This is a genomic window from Bacteroides sp. HF-4919 (assembly GCF_018860125.1).
The window spans coordinates 101819-123699 of sequence record NZ_JAHKNF010000004.1 but is presented as its reverse complement, the minus strand read 5'-3'; the positions used below and the strand labels follow the sequence as shown (position 1 = coordinate 123699).

18 protein-coding genes are annotated in these 21881 nt (G+C 45.6%); 12 read left to right on the top strand and 6 right to left on the bottom strand.

From position 1 onward, the window contains the following. The first annotated feature begins 619 nt into the window (after positions 1 to 619). From KO473_RS08600 to nadD, 3 genes are read left to right on the top strand one after another with little or no spacing between them, the layout of a single operon-like run. Positions 620 to 1498: a YicC/YloC family endoribonuclease gene (locus tag KO473_RS08600; RefSeq protein WP_032539757.1), complete on the top strand. Its 879-nt coding sequence runs from the start codon at positions 620 to 622 to the stop codon at positions 1496 to 1498. Positions 1499 to 1510: 12 nt separating this feature from the next. Further along, positions 1511 to 2125, top strand: a complete 615-nt coding sequence (gmk, locus tag KO473_RS08595) for a guanylate kinase (protein WP_005781211.1) — start codon at positions 1511 to 1513, stop codon at positions 2123 to 2125. A gap of 32 nt (positions 2126 to 2157) precedes the next feature. Further along, on the top strand, positions 2158 to 2748 hold the full coding sequence (nadD, locus tag KO473_RS08590; protein ID WP_005821613.1) for a nicotinate (nicotinamide) nucleotide adenylyltransferase: 591 nt from the start codon (positions 2158 to 2160) through the stop codon (positions 2746 to 2748). Here nadD and KO473_RS08585 read toward each other — a convergent pair. Beyond that, complete coding sequence (locus KO473_RS08585; protein ID WP_122130382.1) at positions 2720 to 3775, bottom strand: metallophosphoesterase; 1056 nt, start codon at positions 3773 to 3775, stop codon at positions 2720 to 2722. The two genes, nadD and KO473_RS08585, sit on opposite strands and share 29 nt — an antisense overlap. A gap of 101 nt (positions 3776 to 3876) precedes the next feature. Here KO473_RS08585 and KO473_RS08580 point away from each other — a divergent pair, with 101 nt between their 5' ends. Continuing rightward, positions 3877 to 4773 carry a 1,4-dihydroxy-2-naphthoate polyprenyltransferase gene (locus KO473_RS08580; protein WP_005781215.1) on the top strand — a complete coding sequence of 299 codons (897 nt, stop codon included), beginning with the start codon at positions 3877 to 3879 and terminating at the stop codon, positions 4771 to 4773. Here KO473_RS08580 and rfbB read toward each other — a convergent pair. The 3 genes from rfbB to KO473_RS08565 all read right to left on the bottom strand — a co-directional run bounded on the left by rfbB (position 4770) and on the right by KO473_RS08565 (position 7456). Further along, positions 4770 to 5909, bottom strand: coding sequence for a dTDP-glucose 4,6-dehydratase (gene rfbB, locus KO473_RS08575; RefSeq protein ID WP_005781217.1), 1140 nt, complete (start codon positions 5907 to 5909; stop codon positions 4770 to 4772). The genes KO473_RS08580 and rfbB overlap by 4 nt on opposite strands. 19 nt (positions 5910 to 5928) lie before the next feature. Continuing rightward, a complete protein-coding gene (rfbA, locus tag KO473_RS08570; protein ID WP_005808254.1) occupies positions 5929 to 6792 on the bottom strand; it encodes a glucose-1-phosphate thymidylyltransferase RfbA in 864 nt (287 codons plus the stop codon). A gap of 172 nt (positions 6793 to 6964) precedes the next feature. After that, complete coding sequence (locus tag KO473_RS08565; RefSeq protein ID WP_005808255.1) at positions 6965 to 7456, bottom strand: metallophosphoesterase; 492 nt, start codon at positions 7454 to 7456, stop codon at positions 6965 to 6967. 56 nt (positions 7457 to 7512) lie between these two features. Here KO473_RS08565 and KO473_RS08560 point away from each other — a divergent pair, with 56 nt between their 5' ends. Together KO473_RS08560 and KO473_RS08555 are read left to right on the top strand one after the other, a co-directional pair. Beyond that, positions 7513 to 9588 carry an RNA degradosome polyphosphate kinase gene (locus KO473_RS08560; RefSeq protein ID WP_032531956.1) on the top strand — a complete coding sequence of 692 codons (2076 nt, stop codon included), beginning with the start codon at positions 7513 to 7515 and terminating at the stop codon, positions 9586 to 9588. Positions 9589 to 9653: 65 nt separating this feature from the next. Next, positions 9654 to 11903 (top strand): inorganic phosphate transporter, encoded by a 2250-nt coding sequence (locus KO473_RS08555; RefSeq protein WP_005808257.1) that lies wholly within the window; start codon positions 9654 to 9656, stop codon positions 11901 to 11903. A 78-nt stretch (positions 11904 to 11981) separates the two neighbouring features. Here the strand turns inward: KO473_RS08555 and KO473_RS08550 are convergent, their stop codons facing one another. Next, a complete protein-coding gene (locus KO473_RS08550; protein ID WP_122130364.1) occupies positions 11982 to 12380 on the bottom strand; it encodes a response regulator in 399 nt (132 codons plus the stop codon). Between the two features lie 116 nt (positions 12381 to 12496). On the opposite strand from KO473_RS08550, the gene KO473_RS08545 reads away from it, so the two are divergent. From KO473_RS08545 to KO473_RS08520, 6 genes are all read left to right on the top strand, one after another. Then, entirely contained in the window at positions 12497 to 14131 is a 1635-nt protein-coding gene (locus tag KO473_RS08545; RefSeq protein WP_122130365.1) for an ABC-F family ATP-binding cassette domain-containing protein, read from the top strand. 118 nt (positions 14132 to 14249) lie between these two features. Then, positions 14250 to 14525, top strand: coding sequence for a hypothetical protein (locus KO473_RS08540; RefSeq protein ID WP_122130366.1), 276 nt, complete (start codon positions 14250 to 14252; stop codon positions 14523 to 14525). A 124-nt stretch (positions 14526 to 14649) separates the two neighbouring features. After that, positions 14650 to 15054 (top strand): DUF6769 family protein, encoded by a 405-nt coding sequence (locus KO473_RS08535; RefSeq protein ID WP_122130367.1) that lies wholly within the window; start codon positions 14650 to 14652, stop codon positions 15052 to 15054. A 170-nt stretch (positions 15055 to 15224) separates the two neighbouring features. Beyond that, on the top strand, positions 15225 to 16463 hold the full coding sequence (locus KO473_RS08530; protein WP_122130368.1) for an efflux RND transporter periplasmic adaptor subunit: 1239 nt from the start codon (positions 15225 to 15227) through the stop codon (positions 16461 to 16463). Positions 16464 to 16539: 76 nt separating this feature from the next. Then, entirely contained in the window at positions 16540 to 19626 is a 3087-nt protein-coding gene (locus KO473_RS08525; RefSeq protein ID WP_122130369.1) for an efflux RND transporter permease subunit, read from the top strand. Positions 19627 to 19785: 159 nt separating this feature from the next. Then, on the top strand, positions 19786 to 20964 hold the full coding sequence (locus KO473_RS08520; RefSeq protein WP_101603647.1) for a TolC family protein: 1179 nt from the start codon (positions 19786 to 19788) through the stop codon (positions 20962 to 20964). A gap of 144 nt (positions 20965 to 21108) precedes the next feature. Here KO473_RS08520 and KO473_RS08515 read toward each other — a convergent pair whose 3' ends face one another. Then, positions 21109 to 21855, bottom strand: coding sequence for a hypothetical protein (locus KO473_RS08515; RefSeq protein WP_044302044.1), 747 nt, complete (start codon positions 21853 to 21855; stop codon positions 21109 to 21111). Positions 21856 to 21881: the final 26 nt, after the last annotated feature.

Below are 21881 nucleotides of genomic sequence, written 5' to 3'. Positions count from 1 at the left end.
CGTCTTCCTCCCTTGTCTCCCCCCCACAAAACCCTCCATTCGCACACAGCGATGCGGAAGCAGCGTTTCGTTGTTTCTTTTTTAAGAAAGAATCCGGCCGACTATTACCGGAGAAGTGTAGTAGATTAACCATTGTCATACAACTCTTTATCCCAGCCCGCATACCTGGGCTAATAAGCCCACATACCCGGGCTGATGAGCCCGCATACCCAGGCCGATGAGCCCGCATGCCCGGGCTGAGATAAAGATCCGACCATTTGCACTAAAGAGAGTAAGGGAAATGAAATGCTTTTAGAGAGATTAACGGATAAGAAATTGGACATATCCATTTGTTTTCCAAATCGTTACTACTGAAATACCCCCTAAAACAGCGGGTGGAAGATGGGGGTGGAAGATAAATGGCATAAAAACCGTATCTTCCACCAATATACACATCTCACAATCAACGACATGCATTCTCAAAGGTGGAAGATGGAAGATCGAAACGTGTTTTTTGTATGGGAGGAAGGCGGAGTAAATGAAAGAGCCGTGCCGCCCGATTAAACAAAATGTCTTTTTTATCCATTTACAGCGGTTATCTTAAAATTATCCCGTATTTTTGCACAAAACTTTTGGTAATATGATACAATCCATGACGGGATATGGCAAAGCAACTGCCGAACTTCCCGATAAGAAGATTAATGTAGAGATAAAATCGCTCAATAGTAAAGCGATGGATTTGTCGGCACGAATCGCACCGGCATACCGTGAAAAAGAGATGGAACTCCGCAATGAAATTGCACGTGTGCTGGAACGTGGAAAAGTTGACTTCAGCCTCTGGGTGGAAAAGAAAGAGTGCGCAGAAGCCGCCACTCCCATCAACCAGGTATTGGTAGAAGGATATTATAACCAAATCAAAGCTATCTCCGAAAACCTCCACATTGCAGTACCCACTGACTGGTTTCAGACTCTGCTCCGCATGCCGGACGTGATGACACGTACCGAAACACAGGAGTTAAGCGAGGAAGAATGGGGAATAGTATATGCAACCGTCAAAGAAGCTGTTTCACATTTAGTAGATTTCCGTAAGCAGGAGGGTGCCGCCCTTGAAAAGAAGTTCCGTGAAAAGATTGAAAACATTCATCGTTTACTTGAATCGGTAACACCTTATGAAAAAGAACGGGTGGATAAAGTTAAAGAACGAATCACAGATGCGCTGGAAAAAACACTGAGCGTAGATTATGATAAAAACCGTCTTGAACAGGAACTGATTTACTACATTGAGAAACTCGACATCAATGAAGAGAAACAACGCTTGAGCAACCACCTGAAATATTTCATCAGTACCCTTGAAAACGGTAACGGACAAGGTAAAAAGCTGGGATTCATCGCTCAGGAAATGGGACGTGAAATCAATACGCTCGGCAGCAAATCGAATCATGCTGAAATGCAAAAGATTGTGGTACAGATGAAAGATGAGCTGGAACAGATCAAAGAACAAGTGCTGAATGTGATGTAACAACGACAGATTATGAATTTAACAGAAAGAATAACTACCCCACCTCAAAAGGGTGAAGCCAAAATCATCATCTTTTCTGCTCCTTCCGGATCGGGCAAGTCGACAATTATAAATTATTTGTTGGGCCAGCAGCTGAATCTTGCATTCTCCATTTCAGCTACCAGCCGTCCGCCACGAGGAAATGAAAAGCATGGAGTAGAATATTTTTTCCTCACTCCCGACGAATTCCGCCAACGCATTGCAAACAATGAATTTCTGGAATACGAGGAAGTTTATACCGATCGATTTTACGGAACTTTAAAAGAACAGGTAGAGAAACAGCTTGCTGCCGGCCAGAACGTAGTGTTCGATGTAGATGTGGTGGGCGGTTGCAATATAAAAAAATTCTATGGTGACCGTGCACTTTCACTTTTTATCCAGCCCCCTTGTATCGAGGAGTTACGTCGCCGCCTGATCGGGCGTGGCACAGATGCTCCCGAGGTCATTGAAAGTAGAATAGCCAAAGCCGAATATGAATTAAGCTTTGCTCCGAAATTTGACAAAGTAATCATCAATGATGACCTGGCAACAGCCAAGGCACAGGCATTAAAAGTGATTAAAGAGTTTCTGGGTATCGATGCGGAATAAGATCTGTGTTCTCTTATTTGTGATTATAGCATATGAAAAAAACTAAAACCGGAATCTTCAGCGGCTCTTTCAACCCGATACACATCGGACACTTGGCACTTGCCAACTATCTGTGCGAGTTTGAAGGGCTGGATGAAGTTTGGTTTATGGTCACTCCGCACAGCCCCTTCAAAAAGCAGGCAGATTTATGGTCTGACGAGCTGCGCCTGCAACTGGTACAGCTCGCTATTGAAGGATATCCACGATTCCGTGCATCCGATTTTGAATTTCATTTACCTCGTCCCTCCTATACTGTCCACACACTCAACCGTCTGAAAGAAGTATATCCCGAAAGGGAATTCCAACTGATTATAGGCTCTGACAACTGGAAAGTATTTGACCAATGGTTCGAATCGGAACGTATTGTCTCAGAAAATAAAATACTCGTTTATCCTCGTCCCGGTTTTCCGGTAGATGCCTCACAACTACCCCCGAACGTACACTTAGCGCATTCTCCGATATTCGAAATCAGTTCCACCTTTATCCGTCAAGCTCTGGCTGCCGGAAAAGATGTGCGCTATTTCCTTCACCCGGCTGTGTACACGAAAATCAAAGCTATTCATTCCGCAAACGATGCAATGTAATCATCACAATTTCGGCCGGTGCTCCAATACGGATATTCTTGTTTGAAGTACCGATCCCATTGGTTACAATCATCGGAATTTTAGCTGAATTATATTTCAACCCTGTCAGGAACCGACTGCCATAATGCGAAGGAATGATGGGAGCATAGCCAAAAATACGTACCTGTCCTCCATGCGTGTGTCCGGCCAGCACCAGATCAGAATTAGCGACAGACACATCTTCGGCATAATCAGGAGTGTGTACCAACAGAATCACAAAATCGGCCGGAGGGAGGGACAGAGTAGGAGAAACACCGTTATTGGCAAGATCAAACGGGTTACGTACACCGGCCAGAATAATCTGCTCACCATTGCGCCTCAACGTGTCAAGCTGATGTTCAAGAGGGCGCATGCCATAACGTTTCATTTCACGGATAATTTCATCATGACAACGTTCATAGTCGTTATTTCCCATCACACCATAAGTACCCAACGGCGTTTTCACTTTAGCCAATGCCGCAAAAAGTTCGGGTACAAACTGACACCCTTCCTGATAATCACCTCCCATCAACAATACATCGGCATGCTGTGCGTTAAGCAAACGTACCAGACTCTCCAGCCCTTTCTCCTTGAAAAGGCTTTTATAATGCAAGTCCGAAATAAAGGCAATACGGAAACCATCAAAGGCTTCAGGAACATCACGATGGGTGAACTCGTATCTTTTCACCCGGTCGATCCCCGGATAAACAGAAGATACACTGACAGCAGAACTGGTGATATTTGTTCCCCGGGCTACAACAGGCGGAATCGAACGCGTTATCCCGGAAGAGGCAACCTGCCCCTTTTCCGCTGCTTTCCGTCTGGCAGAAAGTTTTTTGAGTCCGGAAGTATCAGGAGCGAACAACCGGGCCACTACATCGGAACTGTCCGGACGAATGGAATCGGTATTCAATACCGGACGAGCAATCGGAGAAACCAGGTTTTTCTTTGATTTACAGGACGAAAGCAGCAATAAAAGTACCGCCAATAAGTATATTGTTTTCTTCATATTCTCTAATATCAGGAGCGCAAAGATAGGCAAAAAAGCAAAAATATACATTTTTTTGCCCTATCTTTGTTCTCTTGAAACGAATTATATAGAAAAAGAGAATGGAAGAAGTAAGACGGAACTCGTTACAGGCATGGATACTTGCTGCCCGTCCCAAAACATTGGCAGGTGCCATTACCCCGGTAATGATTGGTTGTGCATTGGCTTATGCCGACGGAAAATTCAGTTGGATACCGGCATTAATCTGTTGTTTGTTTGCCGGCTTAATGCAGATTGCCGCCAATTTTATCAACGACTTATTTGACTTTCTGAAAGGCACCGACCGGGAAGACCGCCTCGGTCCGGAACGTGCTTGTGCACAAGGCTGGATTTCGGCGAACGCCATGAAGAAGGGCATATTCATAACAGTAGCCCTCGCCTGCCTGATTGGTTGTAGCCTCCTATTATATGGCGGCTGGGAATTGATCCTTGTAGGTGCGCTATGTGTATTATTTGCTTTCCTGTATACCACAGGTCCTTACCCGTTATCCTACAAAGGATGGGGAGACGTATTAGTCATCGTGTTTTTTGGTTTTGTCCCGGTAGGAGGTACTTATTATGTACAGGCCCTCAACTGGACACCGGACGTTACGGTTGCTTCATTGGTGTGCGGACTGATTGTAGATACATTACTGGTAGTTAATAATTACCGGGACCGGGATGCCGACCGGAAAAGCGGGAAAAAGACGGTTGTAGTTCGTTTCGGTGAACCTTTCGGAAGATATTTCTATCTGTTGCTCGGCATCATAGCCGCTTGGCTCTGTTTCTGGTTTTTATTCAGCGGACATTTATATGCGACTCTCCTGCCTCAGTTTTACCTGTTTTTTCATATCCGGACCTGGAGAAAGATGGTACAGATACACAGCGGTAAAAAGCTAAACAGCATATTGGGCGAAACTTCGCGAAATATGCTGCTTATGGGGATCCTACTATCAATAGGACTGATTATAAACGGTTAACGTTTGCTATACATCCGTTCGTAATATTTCTGATAATCACCGCTGGTAACTTCTTCTACCCATTCCTGATTATTCAGATACCATTCAATTGTTTTCACAATGCCCACCTCGAATTTCGTTTCGGGATACCATCCCAAGGCATTGGTGATTTTCGTCGGATCAATGGCATAGCGCTGGTCATGACCCAGACGGTCCTTTACAAACGTAATCAAGTCTTCATTGATCCAGTCAACCGAGATTTCACCATCGGCATTCTTTTCTTTCTTCTTCAATACTTCACGATATTCGGGATGTTCCGACATCAGGCGGTGAATCGTCGCAATGGTCAACTTCACTATCTCAAGATTTGTCTTTTCGTTATGTCCACCCACATTGTACACTTCACCTTCACGTCCTTCACGAACTACCAAATCGATGGCCTTGCAATGATCTTCTACGTATAGCCAGTCGCGCACATTGCTGCCATCGCCGTACACCGGAAGTTTCTTACCCTCAAGAATATTCTTGATAATAAGCGGAATCAATTTCTCCGGAAAATGATAAGGGCCGTAATTATTTGAACAGCGGGTGATGGTCACCGGCATCTTATACGTATCATGATAAGCCATAACCACCATATCGGCACTGGTCTTCGATGCACTGTAAGGGCTATGCGGACAGAGTGGAGTTGTTTCATGGAAATACCCCTCAGCCCCCAGCGAACCGTAAACTTCGTCGGTAGATACCTGATGATAGCGTACTCCTTTACGCCAGGTAGGATACCCGTATTCATCCTTACCGGTCACCCATGCACGACGTGCCGCATCCAACAGGTTTTGTGTTCCCAAAATATTGGTCATCAGGAACAGTTGCGGATTCTCAATGCTACGGTCTACATGACTTTCGGCAGCAAAGTTAACTACATAGTCAAATTTATACTCACCAAAAAGACGGTCAGCCAGTTCACGATCACAAATATCACCTTTTACAAAAAAGCAACGTTCGTTATCAATGTCGTTTGCAATTGTTCCGAGATTTCCGGCATAAGTCAGTGCATCGAGCACTACCACTTTGATATCGCTGTGTTTAGCCAGAATATACTTCAGATAATTGGCACCGATAAATCCGGCAGCACCGGTTACAAGATAAGTTTTCATATTCTTTATGATTGATTTATTAATTTGCTAAGTCTATCAGATATTTACCGTATTCGGTTTTTCCCAACTTCTCGCCCAGAGCTTTCAATTGGGATGAAGAAATCCATCCGTTACGCCAAGCTATTTCTTCAATACAGCTCACATAAAACCCTTGGCGATTCTGAATAGTGGCTACAAAGTTGGATGCCTCAAGCAGGCTGTTGCAGTTTCCCGTATCCAACCAGGCAAAACCGCGCCCGAAAAGTTCCACTTTCAGCGTTCCCTCACCGAGATATAATTTATTCAAATCAGTTATTTCATATTCCCCCCGGACAGAAGGTTCCAGAGCAAGTGCCTTTTCCGTCACCGTGGCATCATAAAAATAAAGTCCGGGTACCGCATAGTTACTTTTAGGTACAGCCGGCTTTTCCTCTAACGAAATCACCTTTCCACTTTCATCGAACTCCACTACTCCGTAAGCACGAGGATCTTTCACATAATATCCAAAGATACAAGCTCCCTTCTCAAGAGTAGCCGCCCGGCGAAGCATGGCTGAGAAACCCTGCCCATAAAACAAATTATCTCCCAATATCAGGCAACCCGGTTCGCCATCCAGAAAGTCAGCTCCCAATACAAAAGCCTGAGCAAGTCCATTCGGCTGTTCTTGCACCTGATATGAAAAGGACATTCCAAACTCCTCACCGGTACCCAGAAGTTCACGGAACAACGGCAGGTCACGGGGAGTAGAGATAACCAGCACTTCCCGTATTCCGGCCAACATCAATGTAGAAAGCGGATAGTATATCATCGGCTTGTCATACACCGGCATCATTTGCTTCGATATGGCTTTTGACAGCGGATAGAGTCGGGTGGCACTGCCACCGGCAAGAATAATTCCTTTCATATTTTGAACATTATGAGTTACGGGCTACAGGTTACATACTGTAATAAACAATACATAAGTATCTCGCACAGTTACTTGTAATTTGTAGCACATTGCTTATGGCTTACATCTCTCAAACCTGTGACAAAGAACGGAAAGAAATCTGACGTGACAAAATAAAAATACAAATTTATTAACCGGCCAGTTCAATCACTTCCAAATCCTTGAACACACCATTATCTATGGCAAAACGGACCATTGTACGTACTTTATGAAATCCGGACATTCCCGCAGCACCGGGATTGATATGAAGCATGTCCAGTGTCTTATCATATTTTACCTTTAATATATGCGAGTGTCCGCTGATAAACAACTTAGGTGGATGCACCAATAAGCTTCCCTTGACAGACGGGTCATAATTTCCAGGATATCCCCCGATGTGCTTCATCAGCACTTCGGCACCGTCCACCGTAAAACGATTCACCTGAGGAAACATCCGGCGAATTTCCTGCCCGTCAATATTACCATACACAGCACGGAAAGGGCGGAAAGCCGCCAATTTCTGCGCTACCTCCACTGAACCAATATCTCCGGCATGCCAGATTTCATCGCAAGTTTCAAAATATTGCAAGTATTTTTCGTCCCACCAGCCGTGTGTGTCGGACAATAAGCCAACTTTTGTCATACTTTCTTTGTTTATCTCTGCAAAGGTAACTATATTTGGGCAAACCTTATATGCAAATGGGAAACAAATACCAATACTTTAAGAGAGATATCAGTTGGCTGTCATTCAACTACCGGGTACTTCTGGAAGCTGATAACGATCGATTGCCACTCTACGAACGTATCAATTTTATCTCTATTTATTCTTCCAACCTGGAAGAATTTTATAAAATCAGAGTAGCCGACCACAAAGCTGTCGCCTCCGGCGTAACAGAAGGGTCAGAAGAATCTCAGCAATCAGCCAAGGTTTTGCTGGAAGAAATCAACAGGGAAGTGAACCGGCAACTGGAAGACCGTATCCACATTTATGAAAAGAAGATTATACCTGCATTACGCAAAAACCATGTCATCTTTTACCAAAGCCGTAACGTTGAGCCTTTTCACCAGCAGTTCGTAAAAGACTTTTTCCGCGAAGAGATATTTCCCTACTTGCAACCGGTACCGGTATCCAAAGACAAAGTGATCTCTTTTCTACGCGACAACCGGCTCTATCTGGCTGTCCGCCTGTTTCTGAAAGGCACAAAGAAAGAAGATGCCAACCATTTGCAATACTTTGTAATGAAACTGCCATATAGTAAAGTGCCCCGTTTCATCGAACTGCCCAAACATGGGAAATATTATTACCTGATGTTTATCGAAGATATCATCAAAGCCAATATTGGTGTCATCTTCCCGGGCTACGAAGTGGACTGTAGTTATTGCATCAAGATATCGAGAGATGCCGACATCATGATAGACGATACCATCAGCAGCGTCGATTTGGTGGAGCAAGTAAAGAAAAAGATTAAAAAACGCAAGATAGGTGCCGTATGCCGTTTTGTATATGACCGTGCCATGCCTGACGATTTTCTGGACTTTCTGGTAGATGCCTTCCGAATCCAACGTGAAGAGTTGGTACCGGGAGACAAACATCTGAATCTGGAAGACCTGCGCCATCTGCCCAATCCCAGCCATTCTATTCCCCGGATGGAGAAACCTGTACCGATGAAACTGAACCGGCTGAATGATAAGGAGTCTATTTTCAGTTACGTAGAAAAGAAAGATCTGTTATTATACTACCCTTACCACTCTTTCGACCATTTCATTCATTTCCTTTACGAAGCCGTGCACAATCCCGAGACCCGGGAGATCATGGTGACGCAATATCGGGTAGCGGAAAATTCGGCTGTCATCAATACCTTGATTGCCGCGGCACAGAATGGCAAGAAAGTAACGGTATTTGTAGAACTCAAAGCCCGCTTTGATGAAGAAAATAATCTTGCCACTGCCGAAATGATGAAAGCTGCCGGCATCAATATCATATATAGTATACCGGGACTGAAAGTTCACGCCAAAGTGGCCCTTATACGTCGCCGTAGTTTCAACGGAGAAAAGATTCACAGCTATGCTTACATCAGTACCGGCAATTTCAACGAAAAGACAGCAACGCTATATGCGGACTGCGGATTATTCACCAGCAATCCGGTCATCGTACATGACCTTACCAACCTCTTCCGTACCTTGCGCGGTAAAGAAAATCCCAAGTTCACCCGGCTGCTCGTGGCCCGTTTCAATCTGATTCCCGAACTAAACCGATTGATCGATAAGGAGATCGAACTGGCCGAGAAAGGAAGAGGCGGCAGGATTATTCTGAAGATGAATGCCTTGCAGGACCCTATCATGATTGACCGACTCTATGAAGCGTCACAAAGGGGTGTAAAAATAGACCTGATTGTGCGGGGCATTTGTTGCCTGATCCCCGGACAGGAATACAGCCGTAACATACGTGTCACCCGTATTGTAGACAGTTTCCTGGAGCATGCCCGCATCTGGTATTTCGGTAACGCCGGACATCCCAAAGTATATCTGGGTTCACCCGACTGGATGCGCCGAAACTTGTACCGGCGAATAGAAGCCGTGGTGCCTGTCCTCGACAGTGAATTACGGGAAGAAATCGTCGACATGCTGCATATCCAGCTATCAGACAATCAAAAGGCCTGCTTCGTTGACGAAAAGCTGAATAACATATTCAAATTCAAAGCAAGTGCTGCACCGGTCAGGGCACAGTATACCTTTTATAATTACCTTAAAGAGAAGAATGAAACATTTCTGTAACATGTATGACATTTCTCTGCAATACGAAAATCCGTCCTTTGCAGCCAGAAATAACATACACATTTATGGAGACAATTTATCTATGTATCATTATCTTCCTATTCGTGCTTGCCGTATTCGATTTGATGGTCGGCGTAAGTAACGATGCGGTAAATTTCCTGAATTCGGCTGTCGGAGCGAAGGCGGCATCTTTCAAAACAATATTGTTTATAGCCGGTGCCGGCATCTTCATCGGGGCCTCCTTATCAAACGGCATGATGGACATTGCAAGACACGGCATCTACCAACCGGAGCATTTCTACTTTGCCGAAATCATGTGCATCCTGCTTGCCGTAATGCTGACGGACGTCGTCCTGCTCGACGTTTTCAACTCAATGGGAATGCCTACCTCCACCACCGTTTCGATGGTATTCGAACTTCTCGGAGGTACTTTTGCCCTGGCACTGATTAAAGTGCACAACAGCGACACGCTGGGACTGGGAGATCTTATCAACACCGACAAAGCCCTGTCCGTCATCATGGCAATCTTTGTCTCAGTTGCCATTGCCTTCTTCTTCGGTATGCTTGTACAGTGGTTGGCACGTATGGTGTTTACATTCAATTATAAAAACAAGATGAAATACAGCATTGCCCTGTTCGGTGGCATTGCTTCCACTGCCATCATCTATTTCATGGTAATAAAAGGATTGAAGGACAGCTCGTTCATGACTTCTGAAAACAAGCAGTGGGTACAAGAAAATACAATGATGCTGGTAAGCTGTTTTTTCGTCATCTCTACCATCCTGATGCAGATATTACACTGGTTGAAAGTAAATGTATTCAAAGTAGTTGTCCTGCTGGGAACTTTTGCATTGGCATTGGCATTTGCAGGTAACGACCTTGTCAACTTCATCGGTGTACCTTTGGCTGGTTACTCTTCTTTTATGGATTATACAGCTAACGGAACCGCTGTAGGTCCTGATGGTTTCCTGATGACCTCACTGATGGGTTCAGCCAAAACACCGTGGTACTTCCTGATAGGTGCCGGAGCCATCATGGTATATGCCTTGTGCACCTCCAAAAAAGCACATGCAGTAATCAAGACTTCAGTAGACCTCTCCCGCCAGGATGAAGGAGAAGAGAACTTCGGAAGCACACCGATAGCACGTACCTTGGTACGCTTCAGCCTCACGCTTGCCAACGGCATTTCACGTATTACTCCCGAAAGCGCCAAACGCTGGATGGATACCCGCTTCCGCAAAGACGAAGCCATCATAGCCGACGGAGCGGCATTCGACCTGGTTCGTGCCTCTGTCAATCTGGTACTTGCCGGCCTTCTGATCGCCGTGGGTACTTCACTGAAACTCCCCCTCTCTACCACTTATGTTACTTTCATGGTGGCCATGGGTACTTCACTTGCCGACCGTGCCTGGGGACGTGATTCAGCCGTTTACCGCATCACAGGTGTACTAAGTGTCATTGGCGGATGGTTCATCACAGCCGGAGCCGCTTTCACCATCTGTTTCTTCGTTGCTATGATCATCCATTTCGGAGGCAGCATTGCCATCATCGCACTGATCGGACTGGCAGCATTCACATTGATCCGCAGCCAGTTGATATACAAGAAGAAAAAAGAAAAGGAAAAAGGCAATGAAACCCTGAAACAACTGATGCAAGCTACAAGTAGCCACGAAGCCTTGTCGTTGATGCGCAAACACACACGTGAAGAACTGGGCAAAGTATTGGAATATGCAGAACAAAACTTCGAACTGACCGTCACATCGTTCTTACACGAAAACCTCCGCGGACTACGCAGAGCAATGGGATCTACCAAATTCGAAAAACAACTGATCAAACAGATGAAACGCACCGGGACTGTAGCAATGTGCAAACTGGATAATAACACCGTACTTGAAAAAGGACTTTATTACTATCAGGGAAATGACTTTGCCAGTGAATTGGTATACAGTATCAGCCGTCTGTGCGAGCCCTGCCTTGAACATATCGACAATAACTTCAATCCGCTGGATGCCATCCAGAAAGGTGAATTCGGAGATGTAGCCGAGGACATCACCTATCTGATCCAGCAATGCCGCCAGAAGTTAGAAACCAACAATTACAATAACTTTGAGGAAGATTTGCGCCGTGCAAACGAACTGAACTCACAACTCTCACATCTGAAGCGCCAGGAGTTACAGCGTATCCAGAGCCAAACAGGCAGTATTAAAGTGAGCATGGTTTATCTGACCATGATTCAAGAAGCACAAAACGTAGTGACTTACACGATCAATCTAATGAAGGTAAGCCGTAAATTCCAAATGGAAACAGAAATCTGAAAACAAATATCCTCTTAAAATAAATAGGGCTGATTTCATTATTGAAGTCAGCCCTATTTATTTTAAGAGGATATAATCTTACCATTTAATCTCGGGGAAATAACTATTCAGGCAATTCCGGAGAGCACTTACCGTAATGGGCTTTACCAGCACCTCGGTTGCACCGGCCTCGATGGCATTATCCCGGTCCGAACTGAAGGCATAAGCAGTCTGCATGATGATAGGCAGGGTAGCTCCTTGTTGACGAATGATCCGGGTTGCTTTCAGTCCATTCATAATCGGCATCTTAATATCCATTAAAATAGCCCACGCTTCTTTTCCGTGATCACGGTATAAGTTCAGCATTTCTTCACCGTTCTTTGCCCATAGAATGTCGCATTTTTTACCGATAATAGCTTTAATCAATTTGAAGTTACTATCATCATCTTCGGCCACAAGAATAAGAGGACGAAGACTTTTTATTTCTTCATTTTCCATTTTATATAATAGGTTTACTTTTAATTCTACATTCAATCTTATTCGATTCAGCCCGCAAGGTATAAAAAAAAATCATAGTTTTGATTATCTTTGCGGCTAAAATTTAAAGAAGCGATATGATTTCAGTAGACGGATTGGCCGTGGAATTCGGCGGAACCACTTTATTTAGCGATATTTCATTTGTCATTAACGAAAAAGACCGCATCGCGCTCATGGGAAAAAACGGTGCCGGCAAAAGTACCTTGCTCAAAATTCTGGCAGGAGTACGCCAGCCTACCCGTGGCAGAATATCTGCCCCTAAAGAGTGCGTCATTGCTTATCTGCCCCAGCACCTGATGACAGAAGACGGACGGACGGTTTTCGAAGAGACAGCGCAAGCTTTTGCCCACCTTCACGAGATGGAAGCCGAAATAGAACGTATGAACAAAGAGTTGGAAACACGCACAGATTATGAAAGCGACAGCTATATGGAGCTAATAGAAAATGTGTCGGCCCTCAGCGAAAAGTTCTACGCCATCGATGCCACCAACTACGAAGAGGATGTAGAAAAAGCACTGCTCGGTTTAGGATTCATGCGTGAAGACTTCCACCGGCAAACAAGTGACTTCAGTGGCGGATGGCGGATGCGCATCGAACTGGCAAAACTTTTATTGCAAAAGCCGGATGTACTTTTACTGGACGAGCCTACCAACCATTTGGATATCGAATCCATCCAATGGCTGGAGGATTTCCTGATCAATAACGGAAAGGCGGTAATTGTCATCAGTCACGACCGAAAATTCGTCGATAACATTACTACCCGCACCATCGAGGTGACCATGGGACGTATTTACGACTACAAAGTAAACTATTCCAAATACCTGGAATTGCGTAAAGAACGCCGCGAACAGCAACAGAAAGCCTATGAAGAACAACAGAAGTTTATCGCTGAGACAAAAGACTTCATCGAACGCTTCAAAGGTACCTACTCAAAAACACTTCAGGTACAAAGCCGGGTAAAAATGCTCGAAAAACTGGAAATACTGGAGGTGGACGAAGAAGACACATCGGCATTGCGTCTGAAGTTCCCGCCTTCACCCCGTTCGGGCAACTATCCTGTCATTATGGACGGTGTCGGCAAAACCTATGGCGACCATGTTGTTTTCCGTAACGCCACTCTGACAGTTGAACGCGGCGATAAAGTAGCATTTGTCGGCAAAAACGGTGAAGGTAAATCGACATTGGTAAAATGTATCATGAACGAAATAGAACATGACGGAACACTGACCCTGGGACACAATGTCCAAATAGGATACTTCGCTCAAAATCAGGCATCATTGTTGGACGAGAACCTAACTGTGTTCCAGACAATCGATGATGTGGCCAAAGGAGAAATACGTAATAAAATACGCGACCTGCTGGGAGCGTTCATGTTTGGCGGACCGGAAGAGTCGATGAAAAAAGTAAAAGTACTTTCAGGAGGTGAACGTACACGCCTGGCCATGATCAAGCTGTTGCTGGAACCTGTGAATCTGCTGATTCTTGACGAACCTACCAATCACCTCGACCTGAAAACCAAAGACATCCTGAAGCAGGCACTGAAAGATTTCGATGGTACACTGATTGTGGTATCACACGACCGCGATTTTCTGGACGGACTGGTGACCAAGGTATATGAGTTTGGCAACAAAAAAGTAACAGAACACTTATGCGGCATCTATGAATTCCTTGATAAAAAGAAAATGGATTCGCTACGGGAGTTGGAAAGATAATACTTCCATGATTTATTCGCATGAATTTAATATTTGATAACTAACATACGGCAACCCTTACCTGTTAAATTATAAAGAAAGGTACAAAAACCGTTTAATCAACTAAAAAAGAAACCGTATGAAGAAATTAGTTTTCTGTGCTGCTTTCGTTGCAGCAATGTGCATGGTGGGCACTACTGCCCAAGCTCAGGACGCAAAGAAGAAAGAAGTCAAGAAAGAGCAATGTGATAAAAAAGACAGCAAAGCATGCTGTAAAAAGGAAGAAAAAGCATGTTGCAAGAAAGAAGCAGGTAAGAAAACAACTGACGGATGCAAACAAAAAGCTGATTGTAAAGCCAAAACCGGATGTAAAGACGCCCAATGCACCAAAGACAAAGGAGGAAAGAAAAAATAAACGTTTCTGACGTTCTCTTCTGAAAAGACAAGTAGTTATCTGCTTGTCTTTTTGTTTTTTAAGTAACACTGTTTGTTTTTTACCCGATGATAGACTATCTTTGTCGCTCAATATAAAAATAAGAATGAGGAATAAACGGTACATACTCTCTTTTCTCCTTTTTATCAGCATGATCATGTTGGTCGTACCCGTTATTCCACATCATCATCATGCCAATGGCATGATATGTATGAAAAATGATGTGACACCAGAGCCTCAGTGCACCAAACATCATCATTATCCAAGCAATGATTCGTGCTGCAATGACGGATGCATGACACGTCTCAATTCGCCAACCCCATCCGTACAGGCAGACCACAGCCCTCACTATCTGTTTACTGCCATCTTATTTACGGACCTTATCATAGAGAATTTATTCAAGCCCCAAGAGCGGCGTATTAAGAATTATTACGCCTACCGGGAATCTCTTCACAGCACGGTTATCAACTGTGCCTTCGGCCTTCGTGCCCCTCCATACCCTGTTGTATAGGCTTATAAGCCCTATTTCGTAAGGTTAGGAATCTACTGACCGTTGGTTTAAAACCAATGGGATATTCCTTTAAAACCAACGATGCCTTAGCTTTAAACCAAAGGCATTTGGTTTAAAACCTACACAGATCTACTTCCCAGAATCATCAAAAGTAAAGAATTTATATCATCATGAAGAAACTTATCTTTATGGGAATCCTCGGATTGTTTATCCTGGGTTCCTGCAACAGTAAATCGGGTGGCAACCACGAAGGCCACGACCATGGAACAGAAGCACATGACCACGACCATGAAGGTGAAAACCACAATCACGAAGGCGAAGATCATGAAGGACATGATCACGAGGGTGAAGAACACAGCCAAAGTACCGAACCGGTAGCCGGTCACAGTGACGAAATCATCCTGCCGAAAGCAAAAGCTGAAGCAGCCGGAGTGAAAACAAGCGTCATCGCACCGGAAGCTTTTGAACAAGTGATAAAAACGAGCGGACAAGTGCTGGCTGCACAGGGAGACGAATCCGTAGCGGTAGCTACTGTGGCCGGGGTCGTTAGTTTTCGCGGTAAAGTGACCGAAGGCATGAGTGTGGGCAAAGGCACTGCATTGGTGACCATTTCATCCAGCAACATTGCCGATGGCGACCCGGTACAACGTGCCCGCATCGCCTACGAAATATCCAAGAAGGAGTACGAGCGTATGCAAGCACTTGTAAAAAACAAAATCGTATCCGACAAAGAGTTTGCACAAGCAGAACAAAATTATGAAAATGCACGTATCAGTTATGAAGCACTTGCCAAGAATCATTCGGCAGGCGGACAAGCTGTGGTTTCCCCTATTGCCGGGTTCGTAAAGAATATCCTGGTGAAAGAAGGAGATTACGTGACCATCGGCCAGCCATTGGTCAGCGTTACACAGAACCGCCGTCTCTTCCTGCGAGCCGAAGTTTCGGAGAAATACTATCCGTCTCTGCGCACCATCGGTTCGGCCAATTTCAAGACACCGTATGATGATAAAGTATACGAACTGAAAGGATTGAACGGCCGCCTTTTGTCATTCGGCAAATCGGCCGGCGACAATTCATTTTACGTGCCGGTCACTTTCGAATTCGACAATAAGGGTGACATCATTCCGGGTTCGTTCGTTGAAGTATACCTGCTGTCGTCACCCATGGAAAACGTGATATCGCTTCCACGCACCGCACTAACCGAAGAACAGGGCCTATTCTTCATCTATCTGCAACTGGATGAAGAAGGATATAAGAAACAGGAAGTCACCCTCGGAGCCGATAACGGTAAGAGCGTACAGATACTTTCGGGTGTTAAAGCCGGTGACCGGGTAGTGACCCAAGGTGCTTATCAGGTAAAACTGGCTTCAGCAAGCAACGCAATACCTGCACACAGTCACGAACATTAAAAGATTTACGATTGGAAGATTTACAATCGAAGTAAATCCGGCAATCATAGGTTACAAACTATAAACAAAGAATATTGTGTTAAATAAAATCATACATTTCTCTCTTCAGAACCGTATCCTGGTGCTTGTAGCCTCGGTACTGTTGCTGATTGGCGGAACTTATACCGCCATGCATACCGAAGTAGACGTGTTCCCCGATCTCAATGCCCCGACGGTGGTCATTATGACCGAAGCCAACGGTATGGCAGCCGAAGAGGTGGAACAACTCGTGACTTTTCCCGTAGAAACAGCCGTAAACGGTGCCACCGGTGTGCGCCGTGTACGTTCGTCTTCGACCAACGGATTCTCTGTCGTATGGGTAGAATTCGACTGGGGAACCGACATATACCTTGCCCGCCAGATTGTAAGCGAAAAGCTGGCCATCGTAGGCGAAGAACTTCCTTCGAATGTAGGTAAACCGACACTGGGACCACAGTCGTCCATTCTGGGTGAAGTCCTGATTATCGGATTAACAGCCGACTCGACTTCCATGCTCGACCTGCGCACCATTGCCGACTGGACCATCCGTCCGCGCCTGCTCTCTACCGGAGGTGTAGCACAGGTAGCCGTATTGGGAGGTGAATTGAAAGAATATCAGATTCAACTCGATCCGGAACGTATGCGTCATTACGGTGTATCGATGAACGAGGTGATGACCGTCACCCGGGGAATGAACCTGAATGCAAACGGAGGAGTACTTTACGAGTATGGCAACGAGTACATTGTACGCGGCGTACTTTCTACCGCCAAAGTAGATCAGTTGGGCAAAGCAGTGGTAAAGAGCATCAATAGTGTACCCGTACTGCTGGAAGACATAGCCGATGTCCGGATTGGCCCAAAAGCTCCCAAACTGGGTACCGCCTCGGAAAGAGGGAAACCCGCAGTACTGATGACCGTCACCAAACAACCTTCCACCAGTACGTTGGAACTGACCGATAAACTGGAGGCTTCACTGAAAGACCTGCAAAAGAATCTGCCACCGGATGTAAAAGTATCTACCGACATTTTCCGCCAGAGCCGTTTCATCGAGAGCTCCATCAGCAATGTAAAGAAGTCACTCTTTGAGGGCGGCATCTTTGTAGTCATCGTCTTGTTCCTGTTCCTTGCCAATGTTCGGACTACGGTCATTTCACTGGTGACACTGCCTCTCTCACTGCTTGTCTCCATACTTACCTTACACTTCATGGGACTGACCATCAATACCATGAGTCTGGGAGGTATGGCCATCGCCATCGGTTCGCTGGTGGACGACGCCATTGTCGATGTAGAAAACGTATACAAACGGTTGCGTGAGAACCGCCTCCTGCCCGAGAGTGAACGCCTTTCGGTTATCCAGGTGGTATTCAACGCTTCCAAAGAGGTTCGTATGCCTATCCTGAACTCTACGCTGATTATTGTCGTCAGCTTTGTGCCTCTCTTCTTCCTTTCCGGTATGGAAGGACGCATGCTGGTTCCGCTGGGCATTGCCTTCATCGTAGCATTATTCGCATCGACGATAGTGGCATTGACACTGACCCCGGTACTTTGCTCGTATCTGCTGGGTAAAGACAAAGGGGACAAACTCCCGAAAGAGGCCCTCGTAGCGCGCTGGATGAAAGGAGGGTATGAAAAAGCACTGACTTGGGTATTATCCCACAAACGCGTAACTTTGGGAAGTACCATCGGGCTATTCATCATCGCTCTGGGATTCTTCTTCACTTTGGGACGCTCGTTCCTTCCGCCGTTCAACGAGGGGTCGTTCACTATCAACATCAGTTCGTTGCCGGGTATCTCACTCGAAGAGAGCGATAAGATGGGACACCGTGCCGAGGAACTTCTGCTCTCCATCCCCGAGATACAGACAGTGGCCCGCAAGACCGGACGTGCCGAACTGGACGAACATGCCTTAGGTGTAAACGTATCGGAAATAGAAGCGCCATTCGAACTGAAAGACCGCTCGCGTACCGAACTGATGGCGGATGTACGAGAGAAATTAAGTACCATCACCGGAGCAAATATCGAAATAGGACAGCCCATCAGCCATCGTATCGACGCTATGCTCAGTGGTACCAAAGCCAATATCGCCATCAAACTGTTCGGTGACGACCTGAACAAGATGTTCTCTCTGGGCAACCAGATAAAAGGGGCTATCGGCAACATTCCGGGCATCGCCGACCTGAACGTAGAACAGCAGATCGAACGTCCGCAATTGAAGATCACCCCCAAACGGGAAATGCTGGCTAAATATGGCATTACTCTGCCGGAATTCTCTGAATATATCAATGTGGCATTGGCCGGTGAAGTGATTTCGCAAGTATACGAACAGGGTAAGAGCTTCGACCTGATTGTGAAAGTGGAAAACAATTTCCGTGACGAAGCCGAAAAGATACGCAACCTGATGGTAGACACACAGGACGGAAAGAAAGTGCCGTTGAGTTACATTGCCGACGTAGTTTCGGCTATGGGGCCGAATACCATCAACCGCGAAAACGTAAAACGCAAAATCGTCATTTCTGCCAACGTAGCCGATCGTGATTTGCGAAGTGTGGTAAATGATATTCAAAAGCAGGTGGACGAACAAATCAAGCTCCCCGAAGGTTATCACATCGAATACGGCGGACAATTTGAAAGCGAGCAGGCAGCCAGCCGCACTCTGGCACTGACCTCATTCATGTCCATTGTAGTGATCTTCTTGCTGCTGTATCATGAGTTCCGCAGCGTGAAGGAGTCGGCGGTCATCCTGATAAACCTGCCTCTGGCACTGATCGGAGGTGTGTTTGCCTTGCTGATCACAACGGGAGAAATCAGCATCCCGGCCATCATCGGTTTCATTTCGCTGTTTGGTATCGCCACGCGTAACGGTATGTTGCTTATCAGCCATTACAACCACCTGCAACAGGTAGAAGGATTGGGAGTATACGACAGCGTTATCCGTGGATCACTCGACCGTCTGAACCCGATTGTAATGACAGCCCTCTCGTCCGCTCTGGCACTGATACCGCTGGCATTAAGCGGAAGTCTGCCCGGTAACGAAATTCAAAGTCCGATGGCAAAGGTAATCCTGGGCGGTCTGTTGACGTCGACTTTCCTGAACGGATTTATTATCCCGATTGTTTATCTGATGATGAACGGAAAAAGAAAATAATAAAAGGCCTCACTCCTGAGAGTGTGTCATCATGCACCACAGAGTTACCTTAATCTATTGATAACTTGATAGTCATCTGTGGAACTCTGTGATACTCTGTGGTGAATACGAATTTCGATATACCCTCAGAGATGTGAAGCCATAAACCCCAATAATCATATGAAACGAATAACCATACTTGCCGCCACCCTCTTTGCGCTATCCGGATTGCAGGCACAAACCGGTATAGACGGGGTACTGCGCAACATCGAAACCAATAATAAAGAGTTGCAAGCCAACGCACAATTGATTGCCTCACAGAAGCTGGAAGCCCGGACGGACAATAATCTGCCTGACCCTACCCTTTCGTATGCCCATTTGTGGAACAACAAAGATAAGAATAATACGATCGGTGAGCTTGTAGTCTCCCAAAGTTTCGACTTTCCGAGCCTGTATGCCACCCGCAATCAACTGAACCGACTGAAGTCCGGTGCTTTTGACGGGCAAAAAAATGTATTCCGCCAAAGTATCCTGTTACAGGCTAAAGATGTTTGTCTGGATATCATCATGTTGCGCAAGCAACAACAGATACTGGCAGAACGTTTGCGAAACGCCGAGGAGCTATCTGCCATGTATGCCAAACGTTTGCAAACAGGAGATGCCAACGTGATCGAAACCAATAAGATCAATCTGGAACTGCTGAACGTGAAAACAGAAGCATCGTTAAACGAAACGGCCCTTCGGAATAAAATACAGGAGCTGACGGCACTGAACGGAAACATACCGGTCGTGTTTGAAGACTCCGACTATCCGGCTGTTATCTTTCCTACCAATTACGAAGAACTGAAAACGGAAGTTCTGGCATCGGACTACACACTGCAGGCTCTCAACAGTGAAAGTGCCGCCGCCCGCAAACAAATCTCAGTCAACAAATCGCAATGGCTTCCGAAGCTGGAACTGGGATACCGTCGGAATACCGAATCGGGCGAGCCTTTCAACGGAGTTGTCGTAGGTTTCTCATTCCCCCTGTTTGAGAACCGCAACAAAGTGAAGATAGCCAAAGCACAGTCACTGAACATCGACTTGCAACGGGCCAATACTTCGGTACAGGTGGAATCGGAACTGACACAACTTTACCGCGAAGCCCACACACTACGCACTTCAATGGAAGAATACGAGAAAACCTTTCAGGCACAACAGGATTTATCTTTGCTGAAACAAGCACTGACAGGCGGACAAATCAGTATGATAGAATATTTTGTAGAAGTATCGGTAGTATATCAGAGCAAACAGAACTATCTGCAACTGGAGAACCAGTATCAGAAGGCCATGGCAAAGATATATAAGAATAAACTATAAGAGTTGAGTTGCCCCCTTTTCACCACAGATTACGCAGATTAACATAGATTGAATTGCAAGCTGTTGATTATCAAAATGAATTATCTATGAGAATCTGTGTAGTCCGTGGTAAAAAAGACTTTTGACACCTCAACTGAAAGTCCGTCAGAATATCCGATAAGATAACTGGAAGTTCAGTACGGGATAAGCCTTAAAGTTTTTCAGGAATTTATTGAAACGGCTCAGTTCCTGGTCAACCGCATCTTCCACGATCTTTCCGGTAGTTGCTTCAATCTTCGGATTGCCATGGAACATAGCTCCCAATTCGAACTTGAAACCTACGCGTGAGTGAGCCACCGAACGCCCGAATCCGAGTCCGACGTAAGGCTTCACGGCATTGGTTTTCAGAGCAGCTTCCACACGTCCGTCCGCTCCCGGCTCGATGATAATATCTCCCACCTCAATCCGTTCGTCTGTCTCACCCGACACTTTCAGGATGGACGACGTTCCGAAAAGCAGTCCGGCAGTCACATGGAAGACTGATCTTCTGAACGGGAAATAATCAAGCAACACCATTCCGTTTGCCATATTTGCTTTGGCCTTCAAAGGAACCGTATAATATCTATCCGGATCCTCATTACCGACACGGGCATTTGCCGGCAACGGACCTTCATAGGTTCCGTCATAATCATAATTATAATTGAACTTCAACAAAGAGAATCCGGCACGAAGTCCCAGATAATCGTTCAACGGAGCGGCCACCTGCAATCCTCCTCCCAGTGTTCCCGCATTCAGCGAAACAGATAAATGACTGAAAGGTTTTACCCTTTCCGTACCAGTCTGAGCCATAGCCGGGACACCTATACTAAAAGCAACCAGCCAGACCAAAAGATGATAAAAGTTTGTTTTCATTAATAAGCTTGTTTGTGTGAATATTG

What these genes read in the sequence shown, in the direction of transcription:
- KO473_RS08600 (WP_032539757.1), top strand. Translation starts at nt 620, where the DNA reads ATGATACAATCCATGACGGGATATGGCAAAGCAACTGCCGAACTTCCC.
- gmk (WP_005781211.1), top strand. Translation starts at nt 1,511, where the DNA reads ATGAATTTAACAGAAAGAATAACTACCCCACCTCAAAAGGGTGAAGCC.
- nadD (WP_005821613.1), top strand. Translation starts at nt 2,158, where the DNA reads ATGAAAAAAACTAAAACCGGAATCTTCAGCGGCTCTTTCAACCCGATA.
- KO473_RS08585 (WP_122130382.1), bottom strand. Translation starts at nt 3,775, where the DNA reads ATGAAGAAAACAATATACTTATTGGCGGTACTTTTATTGCTGCTTTCG.
- KO473_RS08580 (WP_005781215.1), top strand. Translation starts at nt 3,877, where the DNA reads ATGGAAGAAGTAAGACGGAACTCGTTACAGGCATGGATACTTGCTGCC.
- rfbB (WP_005781217.1), bottom strand. Translation starts at nt 5,909, where the DNA reads ATGAAAACTTATCTTGTAACCGGTGCTGCCGGATTTATCGGTGCCAAT.
- rfbA (WP_005808254.1), bottom strand. Translation starts at nt 6,792, where the DNA reads ATGAAAGGAATTATTCTTGCCGGTGGCAGTGCCACCCGACTCTATCCG.
- KO473_RS08565 (WP_005808255.1), bottom strand. Translation starts at nt 7,456, where the DNA reads ATGACAAAAGTTGGCTTATTGTCCGACACACACGGCTGGTGGGACGAA.
- KO473_RS08560 (WP_032531956.1), top strand. Translation starts at nt 7,513, where the DNA reads ATGGGAAACAAATACCAATACTTTAAGAGAGATATCAGTTGGCTGTCA.
- KO473_RS08555 (WP_005808257.1), top strand. Translation starts at nt 9,654, where the DNA reads ATGGAGACAATTTATCTATGTATCATTATCTTCCTATTCGTGCTTGCC.
- KO473_RS08550 (WP_122130364.1), bottom strand. Translation starts at nt 12,380, where the DNA reads ATGGAAAATGAAGAAATAAAAAGTCTTCGTCCTCTTATTCTTGTGGCC.
- KO473_RS08545 (WP_122130365.1), top strand. Translation starts at nt 12,497, where the DNA reads ATGATTTCAGTAGACGGATTGGCCGTGGAATTCGGCGGAACCACTTTA.
- KO473_RS08540 (WP_122130366.1), top strand. Translation starts at nt 14,250, where the DNA reads ATGAAGAAATTAGTTTTCTGTGCTGCTTTCGTTGCAGCAATGTGCATG.
- KO473_RS08535 (WP_122130367.1), top strand. Translation starts at nt 14,650, where the DNA reads ATGAGGAATAAACGGTACATACTCTCTTTTCTCCTTTTTATCAGCATG.
- KO473_RS08530 (WP_122130368.1), top strand. Translation starts at nt 15,225, where the DNA reads ATGAAGAAACTTATCTTTATGGGAATCCTCGGATTGTTTATCCTGGGT.
- KO473_RS08520 (WP_101603647.1), top strand. Translation starts at nt 19,786, where the DNA reads ATGAAACGAATAACCATACTTGCCGCCACCCTCTTTGCGCTATCCGGA.
- KO473_RS08515 (WP_044302044.1), bottom strand. Translation starts at nt 21,855, where the DNA reads ATGAAAACAAACTTTTATCATCTTTTGGTCTGGCTGGTTGCTTTTAGT.